The 25,429-nt window shown below is 70.5% G+C and carries 20 protein-coding genes and 5 pseudogenes; 18 read left to right on the top strand and 7 right to left on the bottom strand.

Annotated elements, in window-relative coordinates:
- Nucleotides 1–21 precede the first annotated feature (21 nt).
- From ACFTWP_RS37440 to ACFTWP_RS37430, 3 genes and pseudogenes are all read left to right on the top strand, one after another.
- Nucleotides 22–825, top strand: a pseudogene (locus ACFTWP_RS37440) (ISAzo13 family transposase); the annotation flags it as partial.
- Between the two features lie 38 nt (nucleotides 826–863).
- Nucleotides 864–1,681, top strand: a protein-coding gene (locus ACFTWP_RS37435) for an IS5 family transposase (RefSeq protein ID WP_380269579.1) whose coding sequence is annotated in 2 segments (ribosomal slippage) — nucleotides 864–1,212 and nucleotides 1,212–1,681 — 819 coding nt in all. Because the reading frame shifts where the segments join, the coding sequence is not laid out codon by codon here.
- A 1-nt stretch (nucleotide 1,682) separates the two neighbouring features.
- A pseudogene (locus ACFTWP_RS37430) lies at nucleotides 1,683–2,432 on the top strand (ISAzo13 family transposase); the annotation flags it as partial.
- Nucleotides 2,433–2,561: 129 nt separating this feature from the next.
- Here ACFTWP_RS37430 and ACFTWP_RS37425 read toward each other — a convergent pair.
- Nucleotides 2,562–4,604 carry a family 20 glycosylhydrolase gene (locus ACFTWP_RS37425; protein ID WP_380269578.1) on the bottom strand — a complete coding sequence of 681 codons (2,043 nt, stop codon included), beginning with the start codon at nucleotides 4,602–4,604 and terminating at the stop codon, nucleotides 2,562–2,564.
- A gap of 714 nt (nucleotides 4,605–5,318) precedes the next feature.
- Between ACFTWP_RS37425 and ACFTWP_RS37420 the strand changes: the two are divergent.
- A pseudogene (locus ACFTWP_RS37420) lies at nucleotides 5,319–5,555 on the top strand (RICIN domain-containing protein); the annotation flags it as partial.
- 56 nt (nucleotides 5,556–5,611) lie between these two features.
- A complete protein-coding gene (locus ACFTWP_RS37415) occupies nucleotides 5,612–6,091 on the top strand; it encodes an RICIN domain-containing protein (protein WP_380269577.1) in 480 nt (159 codons plus the stop codon).
- A gap of 60 nt (nucleotides 6,092–6,151) precedes the next feature.
- Here the strand turns inward: ACFTWP_RS37415 and ACFTWP_RS37410 are convergent, their stop codons facing one another.
- Nucleotides 6,152–7,228, bottom strand: coding sequence for a LacI family DNA-binding transcriptional regulator (locus ACFTWP_RS37410; RefSeq protein ID WP_380269576.1), 1,077 nt, complete (start codon nucleotides 7,226–7,228; stop codon nucleotides 6,152–6,154).
- Nucleotides 7,229–7,472: 244 nt separating this feature from the next.
- On the opposite strand from ACFTWP_RS37410, the gene ACFTWP_RS37405 reads away from it, so the two are divergent.
- From ACFTWP_RS37405 to ACFTWP_RS37390, 4 genes are all read left to right on the top strand, one after another.
- A complete protein-coding gene (locus ACFTWP_RS37405) occupies nucleotides 7,473–8,429 on the top strand; it encodes a carbohydrate ABC transporter permease (RefSeq protein ID WP_380269574.1) in 957 nt (318 codons plus the stop codon).
- On the top strand, nucleotides 8,426–9,322 hold the full coding sequence (locus ACFTWP_RS37400) for a carbohydrate ABC transporter permease (protein WP_380269573.1): 897 nt from the start codon (nucleotides 8,426–8,428) through the stop codon (nucleotides 9,320–9,322). The genes ACFTWP_RS37405 and ACFTWP_RS37400 overlap by 4 nt, the downstream gene beginning before the upstream one ends.
- 85 nt (nucleotides 9,323–9,407) lie before the next feature.
- The gene (locus ACFTWP_RS37395) at nucleotides 9,408–10,748 is read left to right on the top strand and encodes an ABC transporter substrate-binding protein (RefSeq protein ID WP_380269572.1); all 1,341 of its coding nucleotides are present in this window, start codon (nucleotides 9,408–9,410) and stop codon (nucleotides 10,746–10,748) included.
- Between the two features lie 215 nt (nucleotides 10,749–10,963).
- Nucleotides 10,964–12,715 (top strand): beta-galactosidase family protein, encoded by a 1,752-nt coding sequence (locus ACFTWP_RS37390; RefSeq protein WP_380269571.1) that lies wholly within the window; start codon nucleotides 10,964–10,966, stop codon nucleotides 12,713–12,715.
- Nucleotides 12,716–12,833: 118 nt separating this feature from the next.
- Here the strand turns inward: ACFTWP_RS37390 and ACFTWP_RS37385 are convergent.
- From ACFTWP_RS37385 to ACFTWP_RS37370, 4 genes and pseudogenes are all read right to left on the bottom strand, one after another.
- A pseudogene (locus ACFTWP_RS37385) lies at nucleotides 12,834–13,148 on the bottom strand (DeoR family transcriptional regulator); the annotation flags it as partial.
- Nucleotides 13,149–13,157: 9 nt separating this feature from the next.
- On the bottom strand, nucleotides 13,158–14,798 hold the full coding sequence (gene pgm, locus ACFTWP_RS37380) for a phosphoglucomutase (alpha-D-glucose-1,6-bisphosphate-dependent) (RefSeq protein ID WP_380269570.1): 1,641 nt from the start codon (nucleotides 14,796–14,798) through the stop codon (nucleotides 13,158–13,160).
- A gap of 50 nt (nucleotides 14,799–14,848) precedes the next feature.
- A complete protein-coding gene (locus ACFTWP_RS37375) occupies nucleotides 14,849–15,169 on the bottom strand; it encodes a hypothetical protein (RefSeq protein WP_380269569.1) in 321 nt (106 codons plus the stop codon).
- Nucleotides 15,170–15,478: 309 nt separating this feature from the next.
- Nucleotides 15,479–16,003: a DUF1349 domain-containing protein gene (locus ACFTWP_RS37370; RefSeq protein ID WP_380269568.1), complete on the bottom strand. Its 525-nt coding sequence runs from the start codon at nucleotides 16,001–16,003 to the stop codon at nucleotides 15,479–15,481.
- Between the two features lie 915 nt (nucleotides 16,004–16,918).
- Here ACFTWP_RS37370 and ACFTWP_RS37365 point away from each other — a divergent pair.
- Nucleotides 16,919–17,503 (top strand): annotated as a pseudogene (locus ACFTWP_RS37365) (family 43 glycosylhydrolase); the annotation flags it as partial.
- Nucleotides 17,504–17,681: 178 nt separating this feature from the next.
- On the opposite strand, the gene ACFTWP_RS37360 reads toward ACFTWP_RS37365, so the two are convergent.
- Nucleotides 17,682–18,614, bottom strand: a complete 933-nt coding sequence (locus ACFTWP_RS37360; RefSeq protein ID WP_380269567.1) for a recombinase family protein — start codon at nucleotides 18,612–18,614, stop codon at nucleotides 17,682–17,684.
- A gap of 880 nt (nucleotides 18,615–19,494) precedes the next feature.
- Here ACFTWP_RS37360 and ACFTWP_RS37355 point away from each other — a divergent pair.
- The 8 genes from ACFTWP_RS37355 to ACFTWP_RS37320 all read left to right on the top strand — a co-directional run bounded on the left by ACFTWP_RS37355 (nucleotide 19,495) and on the right by ACFTWP_RS37320 (nucleotide 25,338).
- Nucleotides 19,495–20,286 (top strand): hypothetical protein, encoded by a 792-nt coding sequence (locus tag ACFTWP_RS37355; protein ID WP_380269566.1) that lies wholly within the window; start codon nucleotides 19,495–19,497, stop codon nucleotides 20,284–20,286.
- Between the two features lie 208 nt (nucleotides 20,287–20,494).
- A complete protein-coding gene (locus tag ACFTWP_RS37350; RefSeq protein WP_380269564.1) occupies nucleotides 20,495–21,277 on the top strand; it encodes a ParB/RepB/Spo0J family partition protein in 783 nt (260 codons plus the stop codon).
- Nucleotides 21,274–21,786: a hypothetical protein gene (locus ACFTWP_RS37345; RefSeq protein ID WP_380269563.1), complete on the top strand. Its 513-nt coding sequence runs from the start codon at nucleotides 21,274–21,276 to the stop codon at nucleotides 21,784–21,786. The genes ACFTWP_RS37350 and ACFTWP_RS37345 overlap by 4 nt, the downstream gene beginning before the upstream one ends.
- Nucleotides 21,787–21,791: 5 nt before the next feature.
- A complete protein-coding gene (locus ACFTWP_RS37340) occupies nucleotides 21,792–22,229 on the top strand; it encodes a hypothetical protein (protein WP_380269562.1) in 438 nt (145 codons plus the stop codon).
- Nucleotides 22,230–22,665: 436 nt separating this feature from the next.
- The gene (locus ACFTWP_RS37335) at nucleotides 22,666–23,133 is read left to right on the top strand and encodes a hypothetical protein (protein WP_380269561.1); all 468 of its coding nucleotides are present in this window, start codon (nucleotides 22,666–22,668) and stop codon (nucleotides 23,131–23,133) included.
- A 60-nt stretch (nucleotides 23,134–23,193) separates the two neighbouring features.
- The gene (locus ACFTWP_RS37330; RefSeq protein WP_380269560.1) at nucleotides 23,194–23,580 is read left to right on the top strand and encodes a hypothetical protein; all 387 of its coding nucleotides are present in this window, start codon (nucleotides 23,194–23,196) and stop codon (nucleotides 23,578–23,580) included.
- 274 nt (nucleotides 23,581–23,854) lie between these two features.
- Nucleotides 23,855–24,325, top strand: coding sequence for a hypothetical protein (locus ACFTWP_RS37325; protein ID WP_380269559.1), 471 nt, complete (start codon nucleotides 23,855–23,857; stop codon nucleotides 24,323–24,325).
- A gap of 41 nt (nucleotides 24,326–24,366) precedes the next feature.
- Nucleotides 24,367–25,338 (top strand): hypothetical protein, encoded by a 972-nt coding sequence (locus ACFTWP_RS37320; protein WP_380269558.1) that lies wholly within the window; start codon nucleotides 24,367–24,369, stop codon nucleotides 25,336–25,338.
- Nucleotides 25,339–25,429 lie beyond the last annotated feature (91 nt).

The raw sequence follows: 25,429 nt of genomic DNA, 5'->3' as shown, positions 1-25,429 counted from the left end.
ACCTGACAATGGATCTCGTAGATCCTGGAGGCAACGGTGTCACTGGGCATCACCGAACTAGACGCCGGCGAGGCCCCGTTGGGACGAGTGCGCCGGGTCGGCGGCGGCCGCAAACGAGTGGTCGACCTGGACCCGGGACTACGCCCGGCTCTGCTGGCCCTGGTGGAACCGGATGTACGGGGTGACCCGATGTCGCCCCTGCGCTGGACGACGAAGTCCACCCGTCACCTGGCCGCTGAGCTCACCCGCCAGGGCCACCGGATATCCGCCGACACCGTCGCCGACGTACTGCGCGAGGAAGGCTTCAGCCTCCAGGGCAACGCCAAGGTCATCGAAGGAAAGCAACACCCCGACCGGGACGGACAGTTCCGCTACATCAACGAGCAGGCCAAGGCCCACCAAGCGGCCGGCGACCCCGTGATCAGCGTCGATACGAAAAAGAAGGAGGTTGTGGGCCCGTTGAAGAACGGGGGCCGGGAGTGGCGACCCGCAGGTGACCCCGTGCAGGTCAGCACCCACGACTTCCCCGACAAGGAACTGGGCAAAGCCGTGCCGTACGGCATCTACGACCTGGCCGCGAACACCGGCTGGGTCAGCGTCGGCACCGACCACGACACCGCCGCCTTCGCCGTCGAATCCATCCGCCGCTGGTGGAAAGCCCGCGGCACGCAGGACTACCCGCAGGCCAGACGCCTGCTCATCACCGCCGACGCGGGCGGCTCCAACGGCTACCGCACCCGCGCCTGGAAGGCTGAACTCGCCGCCCTGGCCTTGGAGACAGGCCTGCAGGTCACTGTCTGTCACTTTCCTCCGGGCACATCTAAGACCGTGTCCTATGTGGTGGTGGCCTCGGTGTGTGGGTCATGGGGAGCGCTGAGTGGGGATGGATCGTTCCTGATGGATTGTGGGAAGTGGTCAAGCCACTGCTTCCTGCTACCCGGGTGCGCCAACAGGGTGGTGGGACAGCGAACTTGGACGATCGGGCGGTGTTCGCCGCGGTGGTCTACGTATTGACGACGGGGTGTGCGTGGCGGCATCTGCCGCCGTGTTTCGGGGTGTCGAAGTCGACGGTGCACCGCCGGTTCACGATCTGGTCGAAGGACGGCCTGTGGGGCCGGCTCCGCAGGGTGATGCTGGAGCGCCTGGCCGCCGCCGAGGTCCTGGACCTGACACGGGTCGTCGTCGACTCCGTCCACGTCCGCGCAAAAAAAGGGGTGAACATACAGGTCCCAGCCCCGTCGACCGGGGCAAACCCGGCTCCAAGGTGCACGTCCTGTCCGACCGCAACGGGCTGCCCCTCGTCGTCGGCATCTCCTCTGCCAACACCCACGACCAGCACGGCCTGACGCCCCTGGTCGAAGCCCTCCTTGCGAAGCACGACCCGGAGCGAGGCCTGCACCTCCTGCCACGCAAGCTGCACGCAGACAAGGCGTATGACAATGCTGAGCTGCGGAAATGGCTCCGCCGGCAGCGGATCCTGCCCCGGATCGCCCGTAAGGGTATCGAGTCGAGCCAGACCCTCGGCCGCCATCGGTGGGTCATCGAACGCACCATGTCGTGGCTCACCGGCTACCGCCGGATCGCCCGACGCTACGAACGCGATCACCGCCATTACCTGGCCTTCTGCGACCTCGCCGCCGTCATCACATGCCACAAACGCCTGTCCAAGACCACCACATAGGACACGGTCTAAATGGAACCGGATCGAGCACCGACTGTTCTCCCACATCACGATGAACTGGCGCGGCAGGCCTCTGACCAGCCACGAAGTCATCGTGCAGTCCATCGCCGCGACCACGACCCGCACCGGCCTGAAAGTCCACGCCGAACTCGACACCGCCGCCTACGCCACCGGGGTCCGCATCGCCGACCGGCAGCTGGACGCCCTGCCCCTGACCCGCCATGAGTGGCACGGCGATTGGAATTACACCCTCCGCCCCGAGGAATACTGCCGGGACGGCATCCCGCCCGTCCCACCCCAGGACCTGCCCGGCCCCGACCGCGCCTGGCTGGTCCACCCGGACCTGACCGGCCTGCAGCCCGACCAGTGGGACCAGCTGATCACCCAACTGAGAGCCGCCCGCGAACTCCAGCGGGAAGAAGACCTTCACCAACGGCGCGGCGGGGACCGGCAGAAAGTCCCCGCCGCTGGCCTCTACACCGGCCGCCGCCCCGGTCTCACCCTCGCTGACCGGCTCCTGGCCACCCTCCTCTACCAGCGGTTCAAGCTCCCGCAGGTCGTTATCGCCCCGCTCTTCACCGTCACACCCGTGACCCTCAACCGCGCCATCAGCCAAACCCGTCGGCTCCTGGACCAGATCGGATACACCATCGAACCCGCCGCCACCCGACTGGCCTCCCTGGACGACCTCGCGTACCTCGCCGCCCGCCTTGGCATCACCCTCACGACAAAGATCGAGACAGCGAGTTGATTCTCTGCAAGCCCTAACTACGCGGCCTTGGAGCAAGCTCAGCCGGTGGGCGCCCGCTCGGACGGAGCGGGCGCCCTGCCCCCGTGGGGGCGGCCCGGCCGGGCCGGTTCCGGCCCGGTACAGGTCACATCAGATGATCGTCCAGTGCTGCAGGGCCGAGTTGGTGTCGGTCTGCTGGGTCACCAGGGCGCCGTCGGCGGTCGAGGCGGTGGTCAGCAGCAGTCCGCTCTTGGCCGAGGCCAGGGTGTAGCCGCCGCCGGGCAGTGCCACGGCCTGCCAGCGCTGGTTGAGGCCGCCGCTGCAGGTGTACTGGATCACGGTCGCCGCGGGGGACGTCGAGCCGCCGTACACGTCAAGGCAGAGCCCGGATGCGCCGTTGACCAGGGTGTAGGACCCGTCCAACTGTTGGCTGAAGGTCCACTTCTGGTTGCTGCCGCCGTGCAGGGCCCAGGTTTCCATCTGAAGGGCGTTGGTGGTGGAGCTGGCCGGGTCGTCCAGGGCCTGGCCGCCGGTGGTGACGGTGTGGACGCCGTTCAGGGTGCCGGGGGTGCTCGGCCAGGTGATGTCGGGGGCGGCGTAGAAGGCGATGCCCGCCGCCGTCCAGCGCGGCCCCTGGGCGGCGAGGCGCTGACTGAAGGAGGTCCAGTCGTGGGTGGAGTGCGGCGACCAGCCGATCTCGGCGACGGCCGGCAGCCACGGGAAGCTCATGTGGTCGGTGTAGGAGGACAGTTCGGGGAACTGGCTGCCGGAATTTGGTGTGCTGTTGCTGGGCGAGTATGCGTTGTCGGTCCAGAGTGCGGCTTCCACGCCGGTGATCTGGGCGGCCGGCACGACCGACGAGCTGCCGTCGGTCTTGGCGGTGACCGTCGTCGGGTCCCAGTCGTAGGCTTTCTGGGCCGAGACGTAGCCCGCCCAGCTCAGGCCGTACGGGGTGCTGGAGTCGTACTGCATGTCCAGGTAGGCGTGGTCCGCGGGGGACATGATGAACCTGGCGCCCTGCGCGACCCCGGAGCGGACCTGCCGAATATTCGCGGACTCCCACGAGGCGCCCACGGAGGTGCGGTCCTCGGCGGTGCCCCAGTACTGGAGCAGGCTGTTCGCCGGGAGGGTGCCCTGGCCGAGCTGGTGCCAGCCGATCAGGGTCTTGCCCCAGGCAGTGGTCGCCGAGCCGGCGGCCGACACGTACGCGGCGTACTGGGCAGTCGTGGTCGCCGGAGCCTCGTCGCCACCCACGTGGATGTATGGGCCCGGGGTGAGCGCCGCCACCGTGCTGATCACGGTGCTCAGGAAACTGCCGACGTTGGCGACGTGCTGCGCGTCGCCGAGGCAGTAGAGGCTGAAGCCAAAATCGTTGCCGGAGTACGGCGCGATCGCCTGGTTGTTGCAGTTCAGGTTGGCGACCGAGGCCAGCGCCGCGCCGCTGTGGCCCGGGCCGTCGATCTCCGGGACGACCGTCATGAACCGCGACTTCGCGTACGCCACCAAGTCCTGGTATTCGGCCGCCGTGTAGTACCAAGAGGTGCCGCCGGTGAAGCCGGTCTGGGTGCTCGCGCCCACCGTGGTCAGGTTCGGCAGCGCGCCGATCGCGATCCGCCAGCCCTGGTCGTCGGTCAAGTGCAGATGAAGCGTGTTGATCTTGTAGGCGGCGGACTCGTCGATGAAGCGCTTCACCTGCGCCACTGGGCAGAAGCGGCGCCCGACGTCGAGCATCGCACCGCGGTAGGAGTACCGGGGCGCGTCTGAGATCTGCACAGGCGGGACCGTCCACGGCCCCGGCTTCACCGCGGGCGACTCCACGGCGGCCGGCAGCAGTTGGCGCAGAGTCTGGACGCCCCGGAAGAGGCCCTCGGCGCCGTGCGCCGTGACGCTGACGCCCCCGCTGTTCGAGGTGAGGGTATAGCCCTCCGCCCCGAGCGTGGCCGGGCCGTTCGGGTCCAGGACCAGCGTGTTGCCCGCCGGCCGGGTGGAGCTGACCACCTGGAGGGTGAACCCGGTCGCGGGCTTCAGGAGTCCCGACAGGTAGGTGCCGACGCCGACCGCGGCCGGGTCGGTGGACAGCACGTCCACCTGCGTCCCGACTGCCAGGGTGAACCCGCGGCCCGTGACGGCCGACTCGGAGACCGGCTGGGGCACGATCGCCGGCAGTGTCGGCACCGCATGCGCGGCAGTCACCGCCATCGTGCCCGATAACAACGACGTCGCAAGGGCGACGGCGCTCAGAACGGCGAGGTCACGGCCTCGCTGGCGAAACAACCGCATCAATGACTCCTTCTAGTCGACGAAGCCGCATGTGTCGTGGGGCAGGGCGCGGCACCGCGCTGGTCCTAACGGAGATGGAAAGGGATGTGCGGGATGGCGACACGGACCCGGGAACGGGCCCTCGTCGGCGCAACGGCTGGGCTTTCCGGCGTGACGCGCATTCGCACTCCGAGAGGAATGTCCCGGCACTGTCGGACGGGTCCGGAGACGCTTCGAGGAATTACTGGCACGGGGTGGCTGTCCGTGGTAAATCGGCTTCGTCCCGCATCGTGCGGTTGTCCGGAGTAGTTGCCCTGGGCGCTTCGGCCGCCGCGGGCCGAGTGTGCTGCCGGCGAGCTGCCGCTGCATATTTCTGCATGCCAGTGCGCAAATTAAAGCATATTCAAGCACGGAGGGGAACGGCGTTGCCGGGGCTGTGCCAGTGAGCGGTGACCGCGCTGCTCCCGATATTGGCGCATTGCCACCTTCCCAGTCGGCGTCTGCGGACACAGGGCCCGCAGACGCCATGACGGTCGGGGTGACGGTGGATTCGCGCAACTCCTGGGTCAGGCTCCCCCGCTTCGACTACCCTCTCGGCAACCGCCTTGGGATCGCCGTAAACGGCGGTTTCGTCCACCGTCAGTCGCAGTGGTCAGACACCCGACACCGAGCCGCTCGAAAGCAAGCTTCCGCAGATCCCGCAGCAGACCGACCTACACGGAGCCGCCGCGGAAGCCAAACGCCACGCGGAACGCCAAGTACGGCAAGGCGCTCGCGGTCAGCGGTGACGCGCTCACCCTCGTCACGCCCGGTACGAGCGCAGCACAGCTCTGGATGCTCTCCACGACCGGGGACGGCCACAGTACGCTGATCAACAGCTCGACCGGCAAGCTCCTCGACGTCGCAGGCGCCGCGGGTAACGACGGTGCGACGGTGCGACGGTGGCCACTTACCAGCCCACCACCGGCAGTAACCAGTCCTGGAAGCTTCGCAACACCGCGTCGGACACCTGGAGCGCGCTGCGCCTGCGGCACAGGAACAAGTGCATGGACGTCTCGGGTGCTTCCACCACGGCCGGCGCGGCCGCCGTCCAGTACACCTGCGGCGGCGCCGCCGACCAGCAGTGGTCCCTGCGCAGCAGCAGCCCCGGGTACGTCAACGTCGTGGTCCGGCACACCGGGCAGTGCCTGGACGTGTCCAACGCCTCGACGGCCGACGACGCCGCGCTCGTGCAGTACTTCTGCAACGGCGGGACCAACCAGGAGTGGTCGGTGCGGACCACCGCGGTGGGTTACATCACCGTGGTGGCCCGGCACAGCGGCAAGTGCCTGGACGTGTCCGGTGCCTCGACCGCCGACAACGCCCAGCTCGTGCAGCACGCGTGCAACGGGAGCAGCAGCCAGCAGATCCGCGTCGGGTGACGCCCGGTTGCCGGGAGCGCTCCCCCCGACGCTCCCGGCGGCCCGCCGGCCGGCTCACCCCTACGTGCCGGGCGGGCGCGGCCCGGAGCTGGCACGGACCACCAGCTCCGGGGAGACGGTGATGACTTGGTTGGTGCGCACACCGCCCTGGCGGTCTATCTGGTTGAGCAGGAGGGCCACGCACTGGCGGCCGACCTCCTCGAAGTCCTGTCGCACGGTGCTGAGGGGTGGCCCGAAGTACGCCGACTCGGGGACGTCGTCGAACCCGACCACGCTGACGTCCTGCGGCACCCTGCGGCCGGCCTCGGCCAGGGCGAGCATGACCCCGAGGGCCATGTGGTCGTTGGCCGCGAAGACGGCCGTGACGTCGGGGCGGGCGGCGAGCGCCTTGCCGATCCGGTGGCCGGACTCGGCGGTCCAGTCCCCGAGTTCGAGTGCGGGGACGGGGGCGCCGGCGGCCTTCAGGGTGGCGTGCCAGGCGGCGGCGCGGCGGCGCGCGGCGTAGGAGTCCTGGGGGCCGCCGACGTGCCAGACCGTGCGGTGCCCGAGGTCGAGGAGGTGCTGGGTCGCGGCGCTCGCTCCGGCGGCCTGGTCGGTGTCGACGGACGGGAACCGGTGCTCGGGGTCGCCGTCCGCGATGACCACGGGCACGCCGGTGGAGACGCTGAAGCCCGGCCGGTCGAGGATCTGCGCCTCGATCACGACGAGGCCGTCCACCGCCTGGTCGGTCAGCTGGCGGACGGCCTGCTGCACCGCGTCCTCGGTCTGCTCCTCGGCGCACACGATGTTCACCGAGTAGCCGGCGGCCTGCGCGGCCCGGGAGATGGCGGCGAGCGTGCGGGCGTTCCCGTGCGCGCTCAGGTCGAACATGACCACGCCGAGCACGTGGAACCGCCCGAGGGTGAGCGCGCGCGCCGCACTGTTGCGCTGGTAGCCCAGTATCCGCATCGCCGACAGGACCTTGTCCCGGGTCTCGGGTTCCACGTTGGAGCGGCCGTTGGCGACCCGCGAGACCGTCTGGGAGGACACCCCTGCCAGCGAGGCGACGTCGGCCTGCGAGGCGGGCCGTCGCTTGTCCCCCGCTACCGGTCCGGGACGGTCGGACTCCGCGTCCACGGGCTTCCCCCTGTGATCCATGCGCTCCTCCTACGTGTCTGCGCGAACATATTAACCTCCAGCAACCCAGGCCGATCAAGAGGTGCGCTCCGCGCGGGAGAGCGCCGCCCTGCCCGCCCACCGAATAAACGGCGCAGACACATGCAGGTAACGATGCCGCATCTCGGCGACAGAGCCTTGACGACGCGGCGCCGCGCACCTGAGACTGGCGGCCAGCCAAGCGTGTTCGCGTAAACATGGCCCGCACATTGCAAGGGATTGAACCGTGCGCACATTGTCACCACCCTCAGCGCAGAGCAGTGAGAACTCGGCCCCACCGAGCCGCAGGCTGAGCCGCAAACGCTCCAGCACCGCAGGAAACGGCCGGTTCGGGTACGTGCTCCTGTCCCCCTTCCTGCTGGTCTTCGTGATCGGGATCGTCGGGCCGCTGGTCTACGCCGTCCACCTCAGCTTCTTCCGGGAGCAGCTGGTGGGCGGGAACACCTTCGTCGGCTTCGAGAACTACGCCCGCGCGCTGGGGGACCACCTGCTGATGGCAGGGCTGTGGCGGGTCGCGCTCTTCCTCGCCGTCCAGGTGCCGGTCATGCTCGCCGTCTCCCTCCTGGCGGCGCTCGCGATCGACAGCGGCCGGCTCCGCTGGGCCGCACTCTTCCGCATCGGCATCTTCATCCCCTACGCCGTGCCGGCCGTGGTCGCCTCCCTCATGTGGGGCTACCTCTACGGCGACAGCTTCGGCCTGATCGGCCAGCTCGGCCGGGCCGTCGGAGTGCAGGTCCCGCACCTGCTCGGCCAGTCCTGGATGCTCGTGTCCATCGGCAACGTCGTGACCTGGGAGTTCGTCGGCTACAACATGCTGATCCTCTACGCGGCGCTGCGCGCCATCCCGGAGGAGCTCTACGAGGCGGCGGCGATCGACGGCGCCGGCGAGTTCCGCAAGGCGTGGAGCATCAAGCTCCCGGCGCTGCGCCCCGCGCTGCTGCTGGCCACGATCTTCTCGATCATCGGCACCTTCCAGCTGTTCAACGAGCCGAACATCATGCAGTCGCTGGCGCCGAACGTGATCACCACCAGCTACACGCCCAACATGTACGCCTACAACCTGGCGTTCAACGGCCAGCAGTTCAACTACGCGGCAGCCGTCGCCGTGATCCTCGGCCTGGTCACCGCCGTGGTCGCCTACGCGGTGCAGTCCCGCGCCACCAGCAGGGAGCAGGCCCGATGAGTTCGACCACCGCCCGCAGGGGCCGCTCCCCCCGGCGGAACCGCCGCAGCACCGCCCTGACCGTCGCCATGGGCCTGATGCTGCTCTACGCCTTCCTGCCCCTGGTGTGGCTCCTGCTCGCCAGCACCAAGGACAGCAAGTCCCTGCTGAGCAGCTTCGGGCTGTGGTTCGGCGACGGATTCCACCTCTTCACCAACATCCACGACGTGCTGACCTACGACGACGGCATCTACGTGCGGTGGTTCGGCAACACCCTGCTGTACGCGGTCGTGGGCGCCGGCGGAGCCGCCGTCATCGCGACCGCCGGCGGGTACGCGCTGGCCAAGTACAGCTTCCGCGGCCGCAACGCGGTCTTCGCCCTCGTCCTCGGTGCCATCACCATCCCCGGCACCGCCCTGGCCGTCCCGACCTACCTGCTGTTCAGCAAGGTCGGCCTGGTGGACAGCCCCTGGGCCGTCCTGCTGCCCTCGATGGTCAGCCCCTTCGGCCTGTACCTGATGCGCGTCTACGCACAGGACGCGGTGCCCGACTCCGTCCTGGAGGCCGCCCGGATCGACGGCGCGGGCGAGCTGCGCACCTTCTTCACCATCTCGCTGCGGCTGCTCGGACCGGGGTTCGTCACCGTCCTCCTCTTCTCCCTCGTGGCGACCTGGAACAACTACTTCCTGCCCCTGATCGTCCTCAGCGACCCGCAGTGGTTCCCGCTCACCGTCGGCCTCAACCAGTGGAACAGCCTCGCGACCGGTGCGGCCGGCAGCGGCGCCACGACCACGGGCTTCTACCCGCTGGTCGTCACCGGGAGCGTCCTGGCGATCGTGCCGCTGGTGGTCGCGTTCCTCTTCCTCCAGCGGTTCTGGCAGTCCGGACTGGCCTCCGGCAGCGTCAAGCAGTAGCCACCGGACCGACCCGCTCGTCCCCACCCCTCCCTCCGCCGCCCGGTCCCACCCGGTACGGCACCCCCTGCAAGGAGCGATCCACATGTCCCAGCACAAGACCCGGCTCAGAAGACTGCTGGCCACGCTGCCGGCCGCCGCCCTGGTGCTCAGCCTCGCCGCCTGCGGCAGCAGCGACGGCGGCAGCAAGGCGGGCGACCCCGCCACGGCGCTGGACACGCCGACCACCCTGACGTTCTGGACCTGGGCTCCGAACATGGACAAGGCGGTCGCGGGCTTCGAGAAGAAGTACCCCAAGATCAAGGTCAACGTCGTCAACGCCGGTCAGTCCGCCGCCGAGTACACGAAGCTCCAGACCGCCGTCAAGGCCGGCTCGGGCGGGCCGGACATCGCCCAGGTCGAGTACTTCGCGCTCCCCGAGTTCGCGCTGGGCAAGCGGCTGGTCAACCTCGACGAGTACGGCGCGGCCGACCTCAGGTCCAGGTTCACGGCGGCCGCCTGGTCGCAGGTGACGAGCAACGGCGGGGTCTACGGCATCCCGCAGGACACCGGCCCGATGGCGATGTTCTACAACGAGAAGGTCCTCGGCGAGTTCGGCATCGCCCCGCCCAAGACCTGGGCCGAGTTCGAGGCCGCGGCCACCAGGATCCACCAGGCCGACCCGAACCGCTTCATCACCTCCATCGACCCCGGTGACGCCGGCGGCCTGGACAGCCTGCTCTGGCAGGCGGGCAGCCGCCCGTTCCAGCAGAAGTCCCCCACCTCGGTCGGGGTGGACCTCGCGGACGACGGCGCCAAGAAGGTCTCCGACTTCTGGTCCGGCCTGCTGGCGAAGAAGCTCGTCGACCCGGCCCCGGGCTGGACGAACGAGTGGTGGCAGTCGATGAGCAGCGGCAAGTACGCGATGTGGATCGTCGGCGCCTGGGCTCCCGGCAACCTGGCCAGCACCATCCCGCAGACCTCCGGCCAGTGGCGCGCGGCGCCGGTCCCGCAGTGGAGCACCGGCGACCCGGTGTCCTCCGAGAACGGCGGATCGGCGAACGTGGTGCCCGTGACGAGCACGCACAAGGACGCGGCCGTCGCCTTCGCGAAGTGGCTGAACTCCGAGCCCGACGGCACCAAGGCGCTCTCCGACGGCGGCCTGTTCCCGGCCACCACGGACATGCTGAAGGACCCGGCGTTCCTCGACAAGCCCATCGAGGTGCTCGGCGGCCAGAAGGCCAACCAGGTCTTCGCCCAGTCGTCCGCCGCCGTCAGCCCCACCTGGCAGTTCCTGCCGTACCAGGTCTACGCGAACTCGGTCTTCAAGGACACCGTCGGCCAGGGCATCGCCGGCAACGGCTCGATCTCCTCCGGCATGGAGGCCTGGCAGAAGCGCATCACCGACTTCGGCACCCAGCAGGGCTTCTCGATCGCCACTCCGTGACCGGAGCCGTGGCGCGGCGCGATCTGCGCCCGCGCCGCGCCGCGGCATCTACCCGTCCCCTCACCTCCACCCACTGACATCCCGTCGTCGGCCTGCCTCCGGAGCAGGCCGACGGCCCTGTCGGCAGCACCACCGGCCACGGCCCGGCCGGAGCCGTCCACGGCGCACCCACCACCGACCCACCGCCTTCACCGCGAGTACTGGAGCAGCCCAGCATGTCCGCCCTACAGATAGACGCCGAGGGATTCCGGCTCCACGACAAGCCCTTCCGCATCCTCTCCGGCGGGCTGCACTACTTCCGGGTGCACCCGGAGCAGTGGGCCGACCGCCTGCGCAAGGCCCGGCTGATGGGGCTGAACACGGTCGAGACGTACGTCCCGTGGAACCTGCACGAGCCGCGCCCCGGAGAGTTCCGGATGGACGCCGGGCTGGACCTCCCGGCCTTCCTCGACCTCGCCGCGCAGGAGGGGCTGCACGTCCTCCTGCGCCCGGGACCGTACATCTGCGCCGAGTGGGAGGGCGGCGGGCTCCCGTCCTGGCTCCTCACCGAGCCCGACATCCGGCTCCGCACCCAGGACCCGCGCTACGTCCGGGCGGTGGAGTCCTACTTCGGGCAGCTGCTGCCGTCCCTGCTGCCGTACCTGGCGACCCGCGGCGGCCCCGTCCTCGCGGTGCAGCTGGAGAACGAGTACGGCGCCTACCACCTTGACCCGGCGCACCTGGGCCATCTCGCCACCGTGCTCCGGGGCTGCGGCATCGACGTCCCGCTGTTCACCTGCGACCAGCCCGCCGACCTCGCGCAGGGCAGCGTCGACGGGATCCTCAGCACGGCCAACTTCGGCAGTCGCGCTGCGCAGAGCCTGGTCGAGCTCCGCGCCCACCGGCCCGCCGGCCCCCTGATGTGCACCGAGTTCTGGATCGGCTGGTTCGACCGCTGGGGCGGCCGCCACGTCGTGCGGGACGCCTCGGACGCGGCCGCCTCGCTGGACGAGCTGCTGGCCGCCGGAGCGTCGGTGAACTTCTACATGTTCCACGGCGGCACCAACTTCGGCTTCACCAACGGCGCCAACGACAAGCACACCTACCGTCCGACCGTCACCTCGTACGACTACGACTCCCCGCTCGACGAGGCGGGCGACCCGACCGAGAAGTACACGGCCTTCCGCGAGGTCATCGCGAAGTACGCCCCCGTCCCGGACGAACCGGTGCCGGCCCGCGGCGACAAGCTCGCCGTCGCCGACATCCGGCTGACCCTGAGTGCGCCGCTGCTCCCCAACGCGTCCGCGCTGAGCACCCCGGTGCTCTCCGAGCGGCCGATGACCATGGAGGAGCTCGGCCAGGACTTCGGCTTCGTCCTCTACGAGAGCACCCTCCCCGCCGCCGGGCCGGCGCTCCTGGAAACCTTCGCGGTACGCGACCGGGCCCAGGTGTTCGTCGACGGCCAGCCGGTCGGTGTGCTCGAACGGGAGAACCACGAGCACGCCGTCGCGTTCACCGTGCCCCGGGCCGGTGCGGTGCTGAGCCTCCTGGTGGAGAACCAGGGACGCGTCAACTACGGCGCCGGCATCCACGACCGCAAGGGCCTGGCCGGCAGCGTCGCGGTCAACGGCACCGAGCTGACCGGGTGGACGAACCGGCCGCTGCCGCTGCGCTCCCTGCTCGGCCTGCCCTTCGCCGAGACCGTGGCGCCGCCGGTCGGCCCCGCCTTCCACCACGGCACGGTCGACATCGACCAGCCGGCGGACACCTTCCTCAGCACGGCGGGGTGGACGAAGGGGAACGCCTGGGTCAACGGCTTCAACCTGGGACGGTACTGGTCCCGGGGGCCGCAGCACACCCTCTACGTCCCGGGCCCGGTCCTGCGACCGGGACGCAACGAGATCGTGCTCCTCGAACTGCACGCCTCGCACCGCGAACGGACGGTCGCCTTCCGCGACACCGCGGATCTCGGTCCCGTCGAGGAATAGGCACCGGCAGCGCAGCATTCCCCCGCCCGTAGCGTTGCCCCGGCCGGTCCTCACCATGGTTGACATGGCGGGGACCAGCCGGGGCAACGCTACGTGTTCGTCTTGCACCGACAACGTCTCATCCCGGCCCGGTCACCACGATCAGCTCGCCGACGGCCTCGACGAGTACGGCCTGCGCCCGAGCGTCCAAATTCCCGTCGGTGACGAAGACGTCGACCTCGTCGAGGGCGGCGAACCCACTCAGGCCGACGATGCCCCACTTGGTATGGTCGGCAACCACCATCACCCGCCGCGCGCAGGATACGAGGGCCCGGTTCGTCTGGGCCTCGGCAAGATTCGGCGTGGTGAGGCCGGCCCGCTCCGACACGCCATGGGCGCCCAGAATCAGGAGATCCACATTGAGCGAGCGGATGCCCTGATCCGCTAGGGGCCCGCGCGCGGATCAGGCTCCGAGCACGTCCCCGACCAGGGCCCGGGCCTCCTCCTGCACCCGGGCCAGGTGGTCCGGCCCGTGGAAGCTCTCGGCGTAGATCTTGTAGACGTCCTCGGTGCCGGACGGCCGCGCCGCGAACCAGGCGTTCTCGGTGCACACCTTCAGGCCGCCGATCGACGCGCCGTTGCCGGGCGCCTCGGTGAGGACGGCGGTGATCGGCTCGCCCGCCAGGCTGTCCGCCGTCACCTGTTCGGCGCTGAGCCGGCCCAGCAGCGCCTTCTGCGCACGGTCGGCCGGGGCGTCCACCCGCGCGTACGCCGGGTCGCCGAAGCGCGCGGTCAGGTCGCGGTAGTGCTGGGAGGGGCTGACGCCGGTCACCGCGGTGATCTCGGCCGCCAGCAGGGCCAGCAGGATGCCGTCCTTGTCGGTGGTCCAGACCCCGCCGTCGCGGCGCAGGAAGGACGCGCCGGCCGACTCCTCGCCGCCGAACGCGACCGAGCCGCCGAGCAGCCCGTCCACGAACCACTTGAACCCGACCGGCACCTCGACCAGGTCGCGCTTCAGCTCGGCCGCCACCCGGTCGATCATCGAGGAGGAGACCAGGGTCTTGCCGATGCCCGCCGTGGCGGGCCAGTCCTGGCGGTGCCGGTACAGGTAGTCGATCGCGACGGCCAGGTAGTGGTTGGGGTTCATCAGCCCGCCGTCGGGGGTCACGATGCCGTGCCGGTCGGCGTCCGCGTCGTTGCCCGTGGAGACGTCGTACTCGTCCTTGCGACCGATCAGCGAGGCCATCGCGTACGGGGAGGAGCAGTCCATCCGGATCTTCCCGTCCCAGTCCAGCGACATGAACCGCCAGGCCGGATCGGTGAGCGGGTTCACCACCGTCAGGTCCAGGCGGTGCGTCTCGGCGATCCGGCCCCAGTACGCGACGGAGGCGCCGCCCAGCGGGTCCGCGCCGATCCGCACGCCCGCCGCGCGCACCGCGTCCAGGTCCAGCACGGACGGCAGGTCCGCGACGTAGTGGGTGAGGTAGTCGTAGCGGCCGGTGGTGGCGGCCGCCAGCGCCCGGGTGTACGGGATGCGGCGCACGCCCGCCAGGCCGTCCGCGATCAGCTCGTTGGCGCGGTCCTGGATCCAGCCGGTCGCCTCCGAGCCGGCCGGGCCGCCGTGCGGCGGGTTGTACTTGAACCCGCCGTCGCGCGGCGGGTTGTGCGACGGGGTGACCACGATGCCGTCCGCGCCGCCCGCCGGGTGCGCGCGGTTGTGGGCGAGGATCGCGTGCGAGACGGCGGGCGTGGGCGTGTACCCGTCCGCACTGTCGATCAGCACCGTGACACCGTTGGCCGCCAGCACCTCCAGCGCCGTGGCGAGCGCCGGCTCGGAGAGCGCGTGCGTGTCCGCGCCGAGGAACAGCGGCCCGTCCGTGCCCTGTTCGGCCCGGTACTCGCAGATCGCCTGCGTGGTCGCCGCGATGTGGTCCTCGTTGAAAGCCGTGTCCAGCGACGACCCGCGGTGCCCGGACGTACCGAACGCCACCCGCTGCCCGGGCTCCGCCGGGTCGGGGTGCAGCGTGTAATAGGCCGTCACCAGCCTTGCCACGTCCACCAGATCCCCGGGCTCTGCCTGCAAACCGGCCCGTGCGTGCACCATCGCGATCTCCTTCGCCCCGACACGGGGATGGTTCGGCAGGTGGCGGCCACTCAGGCCCGGCCGTACAGCCCGCGCTGGTCCGGCACGCCGTCCGGCAGTACGAGGACGGCGTCGCGGCGATGGCGGACCGCCTCGGGTGAACGGGCGCGGAGCAGCGCGGCGTCGAGCGCCTCCCCGGAGGTGCGTGCCCACTCGACGAAGCTGTGCGTGCCACGGCGCCGGTCCGGATTGCGCATCGACAGGGTGACGAGCCACGGCGAGCACCCGTCCTGTCTCCGCCCCTGCTGGAGGAGGCGGACGTGGGGTTGCTCGTGGTGGATCGCCCGCGGGTCGACGGCGGAGGGCTGTACCGGGCTTGAGGTGAGGAACATGAGTCGCTCCGACGCTGCTGCGAGTGGGGGGCTCTGCCGCCCGGTGCCGGGCGGTTCCCCCGCCGGCGAACTGTTGGGGCAGCCGGCGGGGGAAGTCAGCGGGGTTCGGGCCTGGTGGTCGGCGAGGCGGCTACCCGCTCTGGACGGCAGCCTCGATCAACCTGCTCGGGTGCCCGGAGGCCTGCCCACGGAGCCGTCGGCCGACGAAATCAGATAGCAACATAATCAAACAGGAAACATCGTGAGTCAACACTCGCGACACGGGGGCCCGCGGCGGGTCGACTGCCGTCAAGAAGGCCCTCCAGGCACTCAGGAACGAACGAGATCTCGTCGAAGACGACCTTGCAGCCCTGGCCGACCGGCGACTGAACCCCGACGCCGACTTTCGCTGGCGCCTCCTCGCCGAGGGCGAACTGCCGTACGTGATGCCAGCTTCACACCCCCCCGAGGCGCGGAAGGCGAACGCGCCCTCCAGTCGGCTGATGCGCAGCCAGAGCCACTCGCCGTCCACCGCCATCCGACCGCGTCGTCGGATCGGCCCCTGGTGACGACCGAGAAGATCGCCGGATGTCCGCCCGGGGCGTACTCGAAGTTGAGCTTCGCCCAGTACTCGTCGTCCGACCAGACCATGATCGCGCCGGCGTCCCAGGCACTGCGAAACGCCACGCGGAGACGGGCCTTGAACTGCCAGTCGCCCTCCAGGTGACCAACGCTCAACGCCCGGGCGGCGTCTGCCCCGGGGGCGGCACCGAAGGGCGGCGTGAAGATGTCGCTGCCCGCTGCCGCAGTTGCCGTCAGCACACCGTCCCGATACGTCCGGGAATGGCCACCCATTCTAGGGTGAGGCCGGAAACCTCCACAGTCGACGTCGGCAGGCCGACTCGTTCCTGCACCACCACGATCTCCTCTCCTCGCGAACCGGGGGACGCCCCTGGTGCCGGAACCCGCGATGCCACGGGAGGAGTTCACGGCAACAGGTGGGGCGGTGACCCGACCTCGAGTACCGGGCCGCGCCGGCAATCCGATCGGCGTTGATGTTTGCGCAAACACGTCATTGGAGCGAGTTTCGCTCCCCGCCCCTGGGCTGTCAAGAGCCAGCGACACCCTCGCCGTGCAAGCGGTACCCGCCTGGCATCACAGATCTCGCACCGACATGGCCGGCCCTCCGCCATCGCCGGGGAGAGGGCGATACTTCCGCCGGACGGAAGGACTGTGCATGCCCACACCCCTGGGCCGCCCCACCGACATCGCCGGGGACCTGGACATATCGGAGCAAGCACGTTTCCTCGCACCACTTGACACCACATGCCCGAACAATCTCGCTCCACCAGCCCGTGATTGCGCCAACATGAAAGGGATCTCACCGAGGCGCGGCCTGTTACCTCCCGGACACCCACTCCCTCCGGGCAGGACGACGAGGGCCGCAGGAGCCGCATCCCCCGACCGCAGCAGCGCTGCGTACGACTCCGGCCGGTTCGTCGCAGGGCCGGGCACCCACCGTCCGACCCTGCCATCAGGACACCGGCCGGCCCTACCACCCCGGCCGTCGGCCGACCCACCCCCACGCGTCCTCGGAGGCCCCCTCCACCACCCGGCACACCCCCCTCCCCAGGGTGTGGTCCGGACGCAGGCCACCCTGCCACCGAGGCGCAGCATGACGTCCTCCCAGGCCATCCCACTCGCATGTCCGCGCGGCGGCATGCGGCCAGGGCCGTCATGCCCGGATCCACTGATACGAGGTACGGGACCATGCCCAACAAGAAGACAGCCCTGCTCGCCACCCTGCTCGCCGTGGTGGTCGCCCTGCTCGGGGCCTTCCAGCCGGCCAGCGCGGCCGGCACGGACGTGACGATCACCAACGCCACGCAGTTCGCCGACACCACGGGAAGCCCGGTCCAGGCCCACGGCGGCGGTGTGATCAAGGTCGGTGCGTTCTACTACTGGTTCGGTGAGGACCGCAACGCCGACAACACCTTCCGCTACGTCTCCGTGTACCGCTCCAGGGACCTCAGGACCTGGGAGTTCCGCCGGCACGTGCTGACCCGGGCCACCAGCCCGGAGCTGGCCACGGCCAACATCGAGCGGCCGAAGGTGATCTTCAACAGCACCACGGGCGAGTACGTCATGTGGATGCACAAGGAAGGCAGCAGCACCGACTACAGTGAGGCGCGGGCCGCCGTCGCCACGTCGAAGACCGTGGACGGCAACTACACCTGGCAGGGCAGCTTCCGGCCGCTCGGCGACCAGATGTCGCGGGACATCACGCTGTTCAAGGACGACGACGGCAAGGCGTACATGACCTCGGCCTCGAACGAGAACGCCGACCTGCACGTCGGCGCCCGGCCGGGTTTCGGCGTCGCGCTGGTGTAGCCGTGCCAGCAGCGATAAGCGGCACGGCCATTCGACCAGCAGGACTCCATCCTCCGCCGGCACATCCCGCACACCAGGAGTCCCGCCAGCAGATAGATCCGGCCGGGGGCTGTCTCCTTGCTCGCGCGGATGCCCTGGACGGTCACGAAGTCCGCCTCCGTGCCAGCGCGGGGTGCGCCTGCTCACTGGAAATGGCCCAGTCCTCGGGCTCGTTGGGGCGCATGACCTCGCGGTGGCCCAGGGCGGTGTTCTCCGGGTCGAGGAGGTCGTGGTCGGTGCGCTGGCGGTTCCACACCTGACGGCCGGTATAGCGGGGGTTCGCCAGAATCGCGGCCACCGTCGGTAGCCGCCAACCACCACCGTCGCGGTGCGGATTACGCCCCGGGTCAGCAGCGGACGGGCACGGAATCCCCGCGTCGTTCAACGCCCTGGTGACCCGGGCGACGCTGTGACCATCCAGGCGCTGCGCGAAGATCCACCGCACGACCGGCGCCGTGTGCGGATCGGTGTCCAGCCGGTTCAGGCGGACCCCGCGACGGGCCAGGGTCCGGTTCGGATGCAGGCCGGCGTCGACGAGGTGGTAGCCGTAGGGCGGCCTGCCGCCGAGGTAGCGCCCCTGGTCGCGGGTCTGCACGAGCATGGCGGTGCGTACCCGGATCCGGGTACGGGTGATCTCCCGCTTGGCGATGATCCCGAGCAGGATCATCAGCTCCTCGTGCCCGGCCACCTTCGGATCAACCACGCCGCCCAGCTCCGGAACCCACAGCTGGACTCCGAAGTGCTCAAACAGCGGGGCCATCGAGGCGAACTGGTTGCCGTAGAAGGCCCGCTCGCTGGAACCGATGATCAGCGCATCAAACCCGCGCTCCGGATCGGCGAGATCGGCGATCAGCGCCGCCGCCTCCGGCCGGCGCGCCCACGGCAACGCACGGCTGTGACCGATGTCGAAGTACTCCGCCACGACCCGCCCGTGTCCCGATACCACCGCACCGGCCCGCTCCAACTGCCACGCCCGCGACGTCGCCGGGTCCTGGTGGTCCTCGGTGGAGACCCGCCCGTAGAACGCGAACCGCAACTTTCCAGCCCCACGCTCCCCCACCCCAGTGCGGCCCCGACTGCGCCCGCACACCCACGCCGTCAAGGCACTCGACCCACCCGCCGCGACGTCGCCACACACAGGGCTTCCCACCGTCATGACCACCTCCACAGGCTCAGCGCATACGCCTCACCACCGAGCATGACCGCTGCAGAGCACGCCCCCCCGAAACAGCGCGGACGCCCACCCGAAGGGAGGCGATCCAATCCGAACTCCTATGTACACGACTACCCTGTGGTAGAGCGCCTCCCCATGTTCGACCAGCGATCAGCTCCCGGTCGTGCAATGGGGTTGATGCCTACTCAACCAGGGACGCAAGCAGTTGAGGTGCCCCGTAGCGATAGCGCCACCCTCACCCGGCAGATGCTCGGCCCTGACCAGTGCGGCCTGAACAACAGGCGTACCTTGGCCTGACTGAACGCTACCTGCACGGGGAGGAGGGGCCCTTTTCGTCGGCGCCGTCCACGGCACCGGCTGGCTCCCGCCAGCGCGGGGAGGAATCCATCGCGGCCTGCATCTCGGCAACGTTGCCCGGCTGACCCCCGCGGGCGCGGGGCCGACGACGACGCACTGCTGCTCGGATTCGACGTGCAGGAGGAACCCCCGCGAGCGCGGGGCCGACGCCCAGTCCAGAGCCGCCCAGGACGACCAGGTGGAGGAACCCCCGCGAGCGCGGGGCCGACCGATCTTGTCAAGCGGCCCGCTGGCCGGGCCTGGAGGAACCCCCGTCCGGCTCACCGGTGGAGTCGCCGGGCTCGAACTGCGACAGCAGTCGTGGACCCCGGCCGAACCCGAGGCCGACCGTGCCCGTGCTCCGTACGAAGCCGCCGAACTCACCGGCCCCGCGGGCGAACGCCTTGTGGCCGTGCTGCCGCCAGGGCGCGCGAACCTGCTCGTCGCAGCCCTGCGGCCCGACGGCACGGGCGTGTTCAGCGACATCCCGGCCGGAGCGTCGATCCCCTTGGCGCTCTCCTTGGATGAGGACCCGGCCTCCGCGGCCGGCCAGATCAGGGAAGTCTTCCTGCCCAGCTACCGGCAGGCGGTCTGGGAAGCACGCACCCGTGCCGTCACCACTGCCCTCGCGGCAATCAAGCAGACGGCAACCGACTGGGGCCCCGACCCGGACGACGTCGAAGACGACTACGTGGCGTACTACCAGGAGGCCGACGACTCCCGCAACCGCGTCGCCTGGCCGCACATTGAGACAGCCATCCTTCACGGCCCGCCGCTCATCGCCGGGATCAGGGCCGCGCTGCGCAGTGCGGACAGCCTGGACCCGCAGATCAGATTCGACCTGCAGCTCCTCGACCCGGTTCAGCACGCCCTCGCCCAGCTCGACATGGTCAGGGCGGGCTGGCAGCAGGTGTCGGCCCGCATCACCGGGTCGGACGACAACGTGGAGGCGGAGCGCTACCTCCAGGAGGAACTGCGCAACGAACTGGCGTGGCCCTACGCTGCCCTGGCGGCCGACGGTCCGCTCGCGAAGCTGGCAGCCCACGTGGGAAGCCTGACCGCCACGGCCACACCCCCGCAGGTTGACCGGTCCCAGGCCGCGCGTCTTCGCACCGCGCCCAGCCTCACCCCGGGGCCGGTGGCATCCTCGCCGGCCGTTCCGCCGGGTCTGCCCTCAGCGCCGGGTCTCTCCCGATGAGCTGCCCGTCCCGCAGCACCCGGCTGCTGCGCGTGGTGATTGACCTCGCAGCGCCCACACGCTACGGCCGCGGCCGGCCGCGCCTTCGCCGTCGGCACCCACCCCGTCTCCGCCGCTCCCCATCCGCAGCCGCTGACTAGCGCTCCGGACCAGCCCCTTCAACCAGGAGGAATCCATCGAGTTTCACCCCACCGCCGCCGTCTTCCCCATGCTCGACGAGGACGAACTGCAAGCCCTCGCCGAGGACATCAAGGAACTCGGCCAGCTCCACCCGATCGTCGTGGACGAGCGAGGCCGCGTCCTCGACGGTCGTAACCGCCTCCGGGCATGTGAGATCGCTGGAGTGGAGCCGCAGTTCGCCACCTACCAGGGAGAGGACCCAGCCACCTATGCCCTCTCGGTCAACATCCGCCGGCGCAGTCTGACGAAGGGACAGGCGGCGATGGTGGCCGCCAAGGCAGTTTCAGTTTCTGTAGACGACCCCCGTTCAAAAACTGAGAGGTCCGTTCGTTCAATTTCTGAAACCGCCGGCGTCTCCATCGGCCGCGTCGGTCAGGCCAACACCGTGTTGCATCACGCCCCTGACCTGGTGGATGCGGTGATCAGCGGGGCGACGGGGCTGGACCATGCATACAAGGTGGCCCGGGAGAACAAGGCGTACGCCGACTCCGCCGAGGCCCAGCTCGCCCGTCTCCGGGCGGAGGACTCGCAGCTCGCCGACCGGGTGGTCGAGGGCGATCTCACCCTCCCGGGAGCCTGGGCCGAGCGGAAGGAGCGGGCGGAAGAAGAGGTCCGCCAGCGGAAGGTCGCCACCACGTTCCTGTGCGAGGTGGTTCCGCCGCTGGCTCAGGCTCGGGGCACCGACACGGTCCGCCTCTACGACCCGCAGTTCATGCTGACCGGCCGGGCGATCACCGGAGAGGTGATCGACCAGGCGATGGAGGCCCTGGCCGAGATGGCCCAGGCGTGGCGGGAGCGTGAGGAGGCGTGATCGACACCGCTGACCTGCGGCTGTGGGAGATCGTCGAGGAAGCCGCGACCAAGGTCACCGACGACACCGGCCGCTTCCGCAAGAGCGACCTTGAGGCGGAACTGCGCGATCGGCTGGCCGCCGAGGACCTCGACGTCCACGTGCGGTCCGCCGCCGTCGACAAGCTCGCCGGCTCGCTCGCGCGCGGCTTCGGCGAACGCCGCAGCCCCAAGCCCCGCAAGCGCAGCTCAATGTTCCACCCGCAGGGGATCTTGAAGCTGGGCAGCGGAGTGTGGGTGTGGATGGAGCACGCCACCCCCACCGACCTCCTCGAATGGGGCCGCCTGTCCACCAAGAACCTGGCGCGGGTGGCCATCGCCGAGGCGGACCGCCAGGACTACGTCGCCGAGCGCCTGGACATGTTCCGCATCCACACCGGCTTCGCCCACCTCGGCGACCTGGAGCGCGCCGTCTACGGCTACACCGCTGGCGACGGTCCCTTCGAGGAACTCGAAGCCGGGCGGGGGTGAGCGCCGTGGCCTACGCGACCCTCACGCATGATGCCAACCTTGGCACCTATGTCGCCTCGGCCCCCGACCGGCACGGCGCCCAGCAGTTGGAGCGGGCCGGCTTCGTGCGGCACGACGCGAGCGGGCTGCACCGCCTGCCCCGGGACACCCCGCTGTCGGTGGGGGACCGGATGATCCGGGAAGCCGCCCGGAACCTGCGCCTATCGGATTACGGCCTCCTTCGCCTCTTCTCCCAGGTCGAGCAGCAGCGCCAGGCCGCCCAGGCCGCGGCGAGCGAGCCCGGTCCGGTCCAGACCACCGCACCCGGCACGATCCGCAGCCACCACGTGAACGGGGACGTCGCCCGCGGCCACCTCGTCCTGCTGGCCCGCTTCAACGGCGCGCACGGCGAGACGGAACTGCTGGGCTCGTACCCGGCCACCGGAGGCGGGGCGACGTTCTAGACGGAGGCGGACCTCGACTGGTGGGGCGTCGTCCATCACGACGACTTCGACCGGGCGGTGGCCGACTTCGGCCGCCCGCTGTCCCTCCCGGCTCCCGCGGGCTCGCGGGGCGACGCGGCCCGCGCCGCCTCGCGCAACGCCGCCCAGCTCCGCACGGGCACGGCCCCCGGGCAACCCGCCGAGGCCGCCACCAGCGCTCGGGCCCTGCCTGCCACGCAGGCCGCGCGCCGCGGCAGGGGACAGCCCTTCTGATCTCCGCTCTCAGCGACCTTCCCCAGCAACCCCGGAGGACCTCCTGGCCACTCGTTCCGCGATCACCCTTGCTACCGAGACCGGTTACTCGGGCGTCTACTGCCACTGGGACGGCTATCCCAGCCACCAGCTTCCGCTCCTGCTGACCGCCTTCCAGCACCGGTTCGGCGGCGACCTGGCGGCGATGGGCCGCCATCTGGTCGACAACGTCAAGGTCGGCTGGTCCTTCCTGGGCACCGACCTCCTCGACGGCGCCCCCGACGACCTCCGCGCCGAGGTCGCCGGCCACAGCACCGACCCCAGCCGCGAACTGAGCGGGGCGGGAAGCTACTTGATCACCGATCGTGACACGGGTGATGTCGAGTGGGCGTACGTGCTGCACCCGCACGGCATCGAAGTGATCGGCCTGAGCGAGCACGACCGGGGCCCGGTCGTGCCGTGGGAGACGGATCCGCGCAGCCGCTTCAGCGACCGCACCCACCTCTGGCTCCCAGACGGGCGCCTGCCGGTCGAGGTCCCCGCACGACCAGGATCGGCCGCTGCCCGCGCCGGGTCTGGCGCGATCCTCTCCGCCCCGCCCAAGGCCCCGGCGGCGCCGGCCCCGTCGCCCGCAGTGCCCGTCACGGCGAAGGCATCCAGCCGGGCTCGCTGAACAGACCCCGCCTTCTCGCTCTCCTCCTTCCGTCTGCACCTGTACTTCCGGAGGTTCCACTTGTCCACATCGCTCACCCGCCTCGACTCCCGGGTGGAGGCCGCGCTCGGGCACAGCATCGCCGCCCTGCACGCCGAGCAGGCCCGGCTGGACGCCGCTGCCTCGCGCGTGCTCGACGCCCACCGCACGCTGACGAAGGCCGAGACCACCGTCGCCTTCGAGCGCGTGCGGCTGCTGATCTGCGCCGACCGTCAGCGCCGGGTCGACGACCAGCTGCTGGACGACATCAGCGCCCAGCTGGAGGTACTGGAGGACGCCGTCAACGCCCGCGACGAGGCGGAGAGCGACCTGCTCGCCCGGATCGAGGAGCACAAGCACGCGGCCACGGCCCTGGCCGGCCCCGCCCGCGTTGCGCCGGTCGTCCAGGCCGCGGGCCGGAGCCGATGAGCGGACCGCACTCCCCGGCGGTGTTCTTCGGGTGGGCCTACGACCACGGGGAGTTCGCCGTCGTCACCGACGAGCCCCACCCGCTGGTGCGGCTGATCCTCGACCACTGCGGGTTCGAGCGCCGGATCGAGGAACCGGGCGCCTGGGGGCTCGAACCGGGGGCCGACGACCGTGACCAGCAGATCGCAGCCGCAGGCGTGGCCGTCGACCTCCTGGTCGTGGCCGCCTACGGGTGGGCAACTGGCACGAATCCCGCCAGGGAACGGCCGACGTCGTGCGGCACTACCGGTGGCTGCGCAGCACGGATCCGTTCCCCGACGCGGCGGCTGTCTCCCGGGCCGCATCCGCCGAGGCCCTGACCCGGTTGTCGACCTGCGAGCTGCCCCCGCTCGTGCGGATGGCCACGGAGGAGGTCGCCCGAGGGCTTCTGCGGGTGGAGGCCCGGCGGACCCTCGGCGACACGGAGTGGATGCTGGCGACCCCGCGAGGTGAGCCCGACCACTACTTCGGCCTGCGGCACAACCTGCACGACGCCTATCTCGGCATCACCGACGACTACGCGACGTGGTACGCGGGCCAGGCCCGGCGGGACTTCCGTATCGACATCCTGCGCGAGACCCGCCCGCCGAAGTCTGCCCGAGCCCGCGCGGCAGCCCTCCCCGCCGCCCCGGTGCAGCTGCCCGCCCGCCTGGCCGACCGTCCCGTCCACCCGGCGGTCGCGGCGCTCGAAGCCCGCCGCCGCTGACCTCACTTCCCCGTTCCCCTTCCTACCAGCAGAGGCCCAACTTGCCTGCAGACATCGCCTTCACCCCCGGCGCGGACGGCGCGATCATCGCCGAGATCGCACCCGGCCTCCCCGACAGCGCCCGCCGTCTTCTCGAACAGCACGACGCCGTGCGTGGCGAGAACGGCACCTACACGTTCGTCGGCAGCGACGCCGTCGCCCGAGCGGCCCGCGCCGCGCTGCTCCTGAACACGGGAGGGCTGCGCGTGGACACCTTCACCGGACCGCTGGAGCGGCCCGTCCCCGAGCCCGTGGACGGCGTGGACGTCGTCTTCGCACGCCACCCCACCGACGGGATCGTCGCGGCCACCGCCAACGACTCGACCGAGGGCCTGGTGCCCGATGTCCTGCGGCGGTTCGGGTTCAAGTACGACGGCAGCGCGCCGGACCGCGACATCTACCTGCAGCCCGCCGGAGCCGACGAGCGCACAGCCCTGGTGGCCGCCGCCCGCGCGAGCCTCGTCCTGCAGACCCTGGGCCTGCAGGTCGCCACCCGCGGACTCGCCACCCCGCCGGCCAGCGCCGACCGGCTCGCCGAGGCCGCCGAGGACCTCGCCGTCGAGCAGGTCAACATCCGCACCCTGACCGACAGCCGCGACATCGCCGACCTGCTGGACGCCGCCGTCGACGACCGCACCGGCGCCCTGCCCCAGCTCAGCGGACTGCTCGACGACATCAACGAGTGGGCCTCTGCCCTCCTGGCCGGGCAGGACCAGCAGATCGGCGGCCGGATCGCCGAGGCCCGCATCGCCACCGAAGAGCTGCTGTCGAACATCACCGGCCTGCAGCGCGACCTCGCGGTCCTGGGCGCCGTCGTCGACGCCCCCGTCACCTCGCTGCGTTCCGCCCGGTCCAGCGCCGCCACCGCCGCCACCGCCCACGCCGTGACCGGCGGACCGATCCTCCAGGCCACCGGGCCCGCCCGGCCCGCCGCCGTACCGCAGCCCGGCGTCACCCACGCCCCCTCTCTCTAGTGTGACGCGCCACAAATCACGAGGGTAAGTTGATACCCTTTTATGGTGTCGCATCCTGGGCCCTCCGCTGTGTCGATCGCGCTGTCTGACG

It is taken from the genome of Kitasatospora sp. NPDC057015 (assembly GCF_042673745.1).
Taxonomy (GTDB): domain Bacteria; phylum Actinomycetota; class Actinomycetes; order Streptomycetales; family Streptomycetaceae; genus Kitasatospora.
The sequence above is the reverse complement of the archived record's forward strand: the minus strand, read 5'-3'. Positions and strand labels throughout refer to the sequence as shown.

What these genes read in the sequence shown, in the direction of transcription:
- ACFTWP_RS37410 (WP_380269576.1), bottom strand. Translation starts at nt 7,228, where the DNA reads ATGGATCACAGGGGGAAGCCCGTGGACGCGGAGTCCGACCGTCCCGGA.
- ACFTWP_RS37400 (WP_380269573.1), top strand. Translation starts at nt 8,426, where the DNA reads ATGAGTTCGACCACCGCCCGCAGGGGCCGCTCCCCCCGGCGGAACCGC.
- ACFTWP_RS37395 (WP_380269572.1), top strand. Translation starts at nt 9,408, where the DNA reads ATGTCCCAGCACAAGACCCGGCTCAGAAGACTGCTGGCCACGCTGCCG.
- ACFTWP_RS37390 (WP_380269571.1), top strand. Translation starts at nt 10,964, where the DNA reads ATGTCCGCCCTACAGATAGACGCCGAGGGATTCCGGCTCCACGACAAG.
- pgm (WP_380269570.1), bottom strand. Translation starts at nt 14,798, where the DNA reads ATGGTGCACGCACGGGCCGGTTTGCAGGCAGAGCCCGGGGATCTGGTG.
- ACFTWP_RS37375 (WP_380269569.1), bottom strand. Translation starts at nt 15,169, where the DNA reads ATGTTCCTCACCTCAAGCCCGGTACAGCCCTCCGCCGTCGACCCGCGG.
- ACFTWP_RS37370 (WP_380269568.1), bottom strand. Translation starts at nt 16,003, where the DNA reads ATGGGTGGCCATTCCCGGACGTATCGGGACGGTGTGCTGACGGCAACT.
- ACFTWP_RS37350 (WP_380269564.1), top strand. Translation starts at nt 20,495, where the DNA reads ATGCTCGACGAGGACGAACTGCAAGCCCTCGCCGAGGACATCAAGGAA.
- ACFTWP_RS37335 (WP_380269561.1), top strand. Translation starts at nt 22,666, where the DNA reads ATGGGCCGCCATCTGGTCGACAACGTCAAGGTCGGCTGGTCCTTCCTG.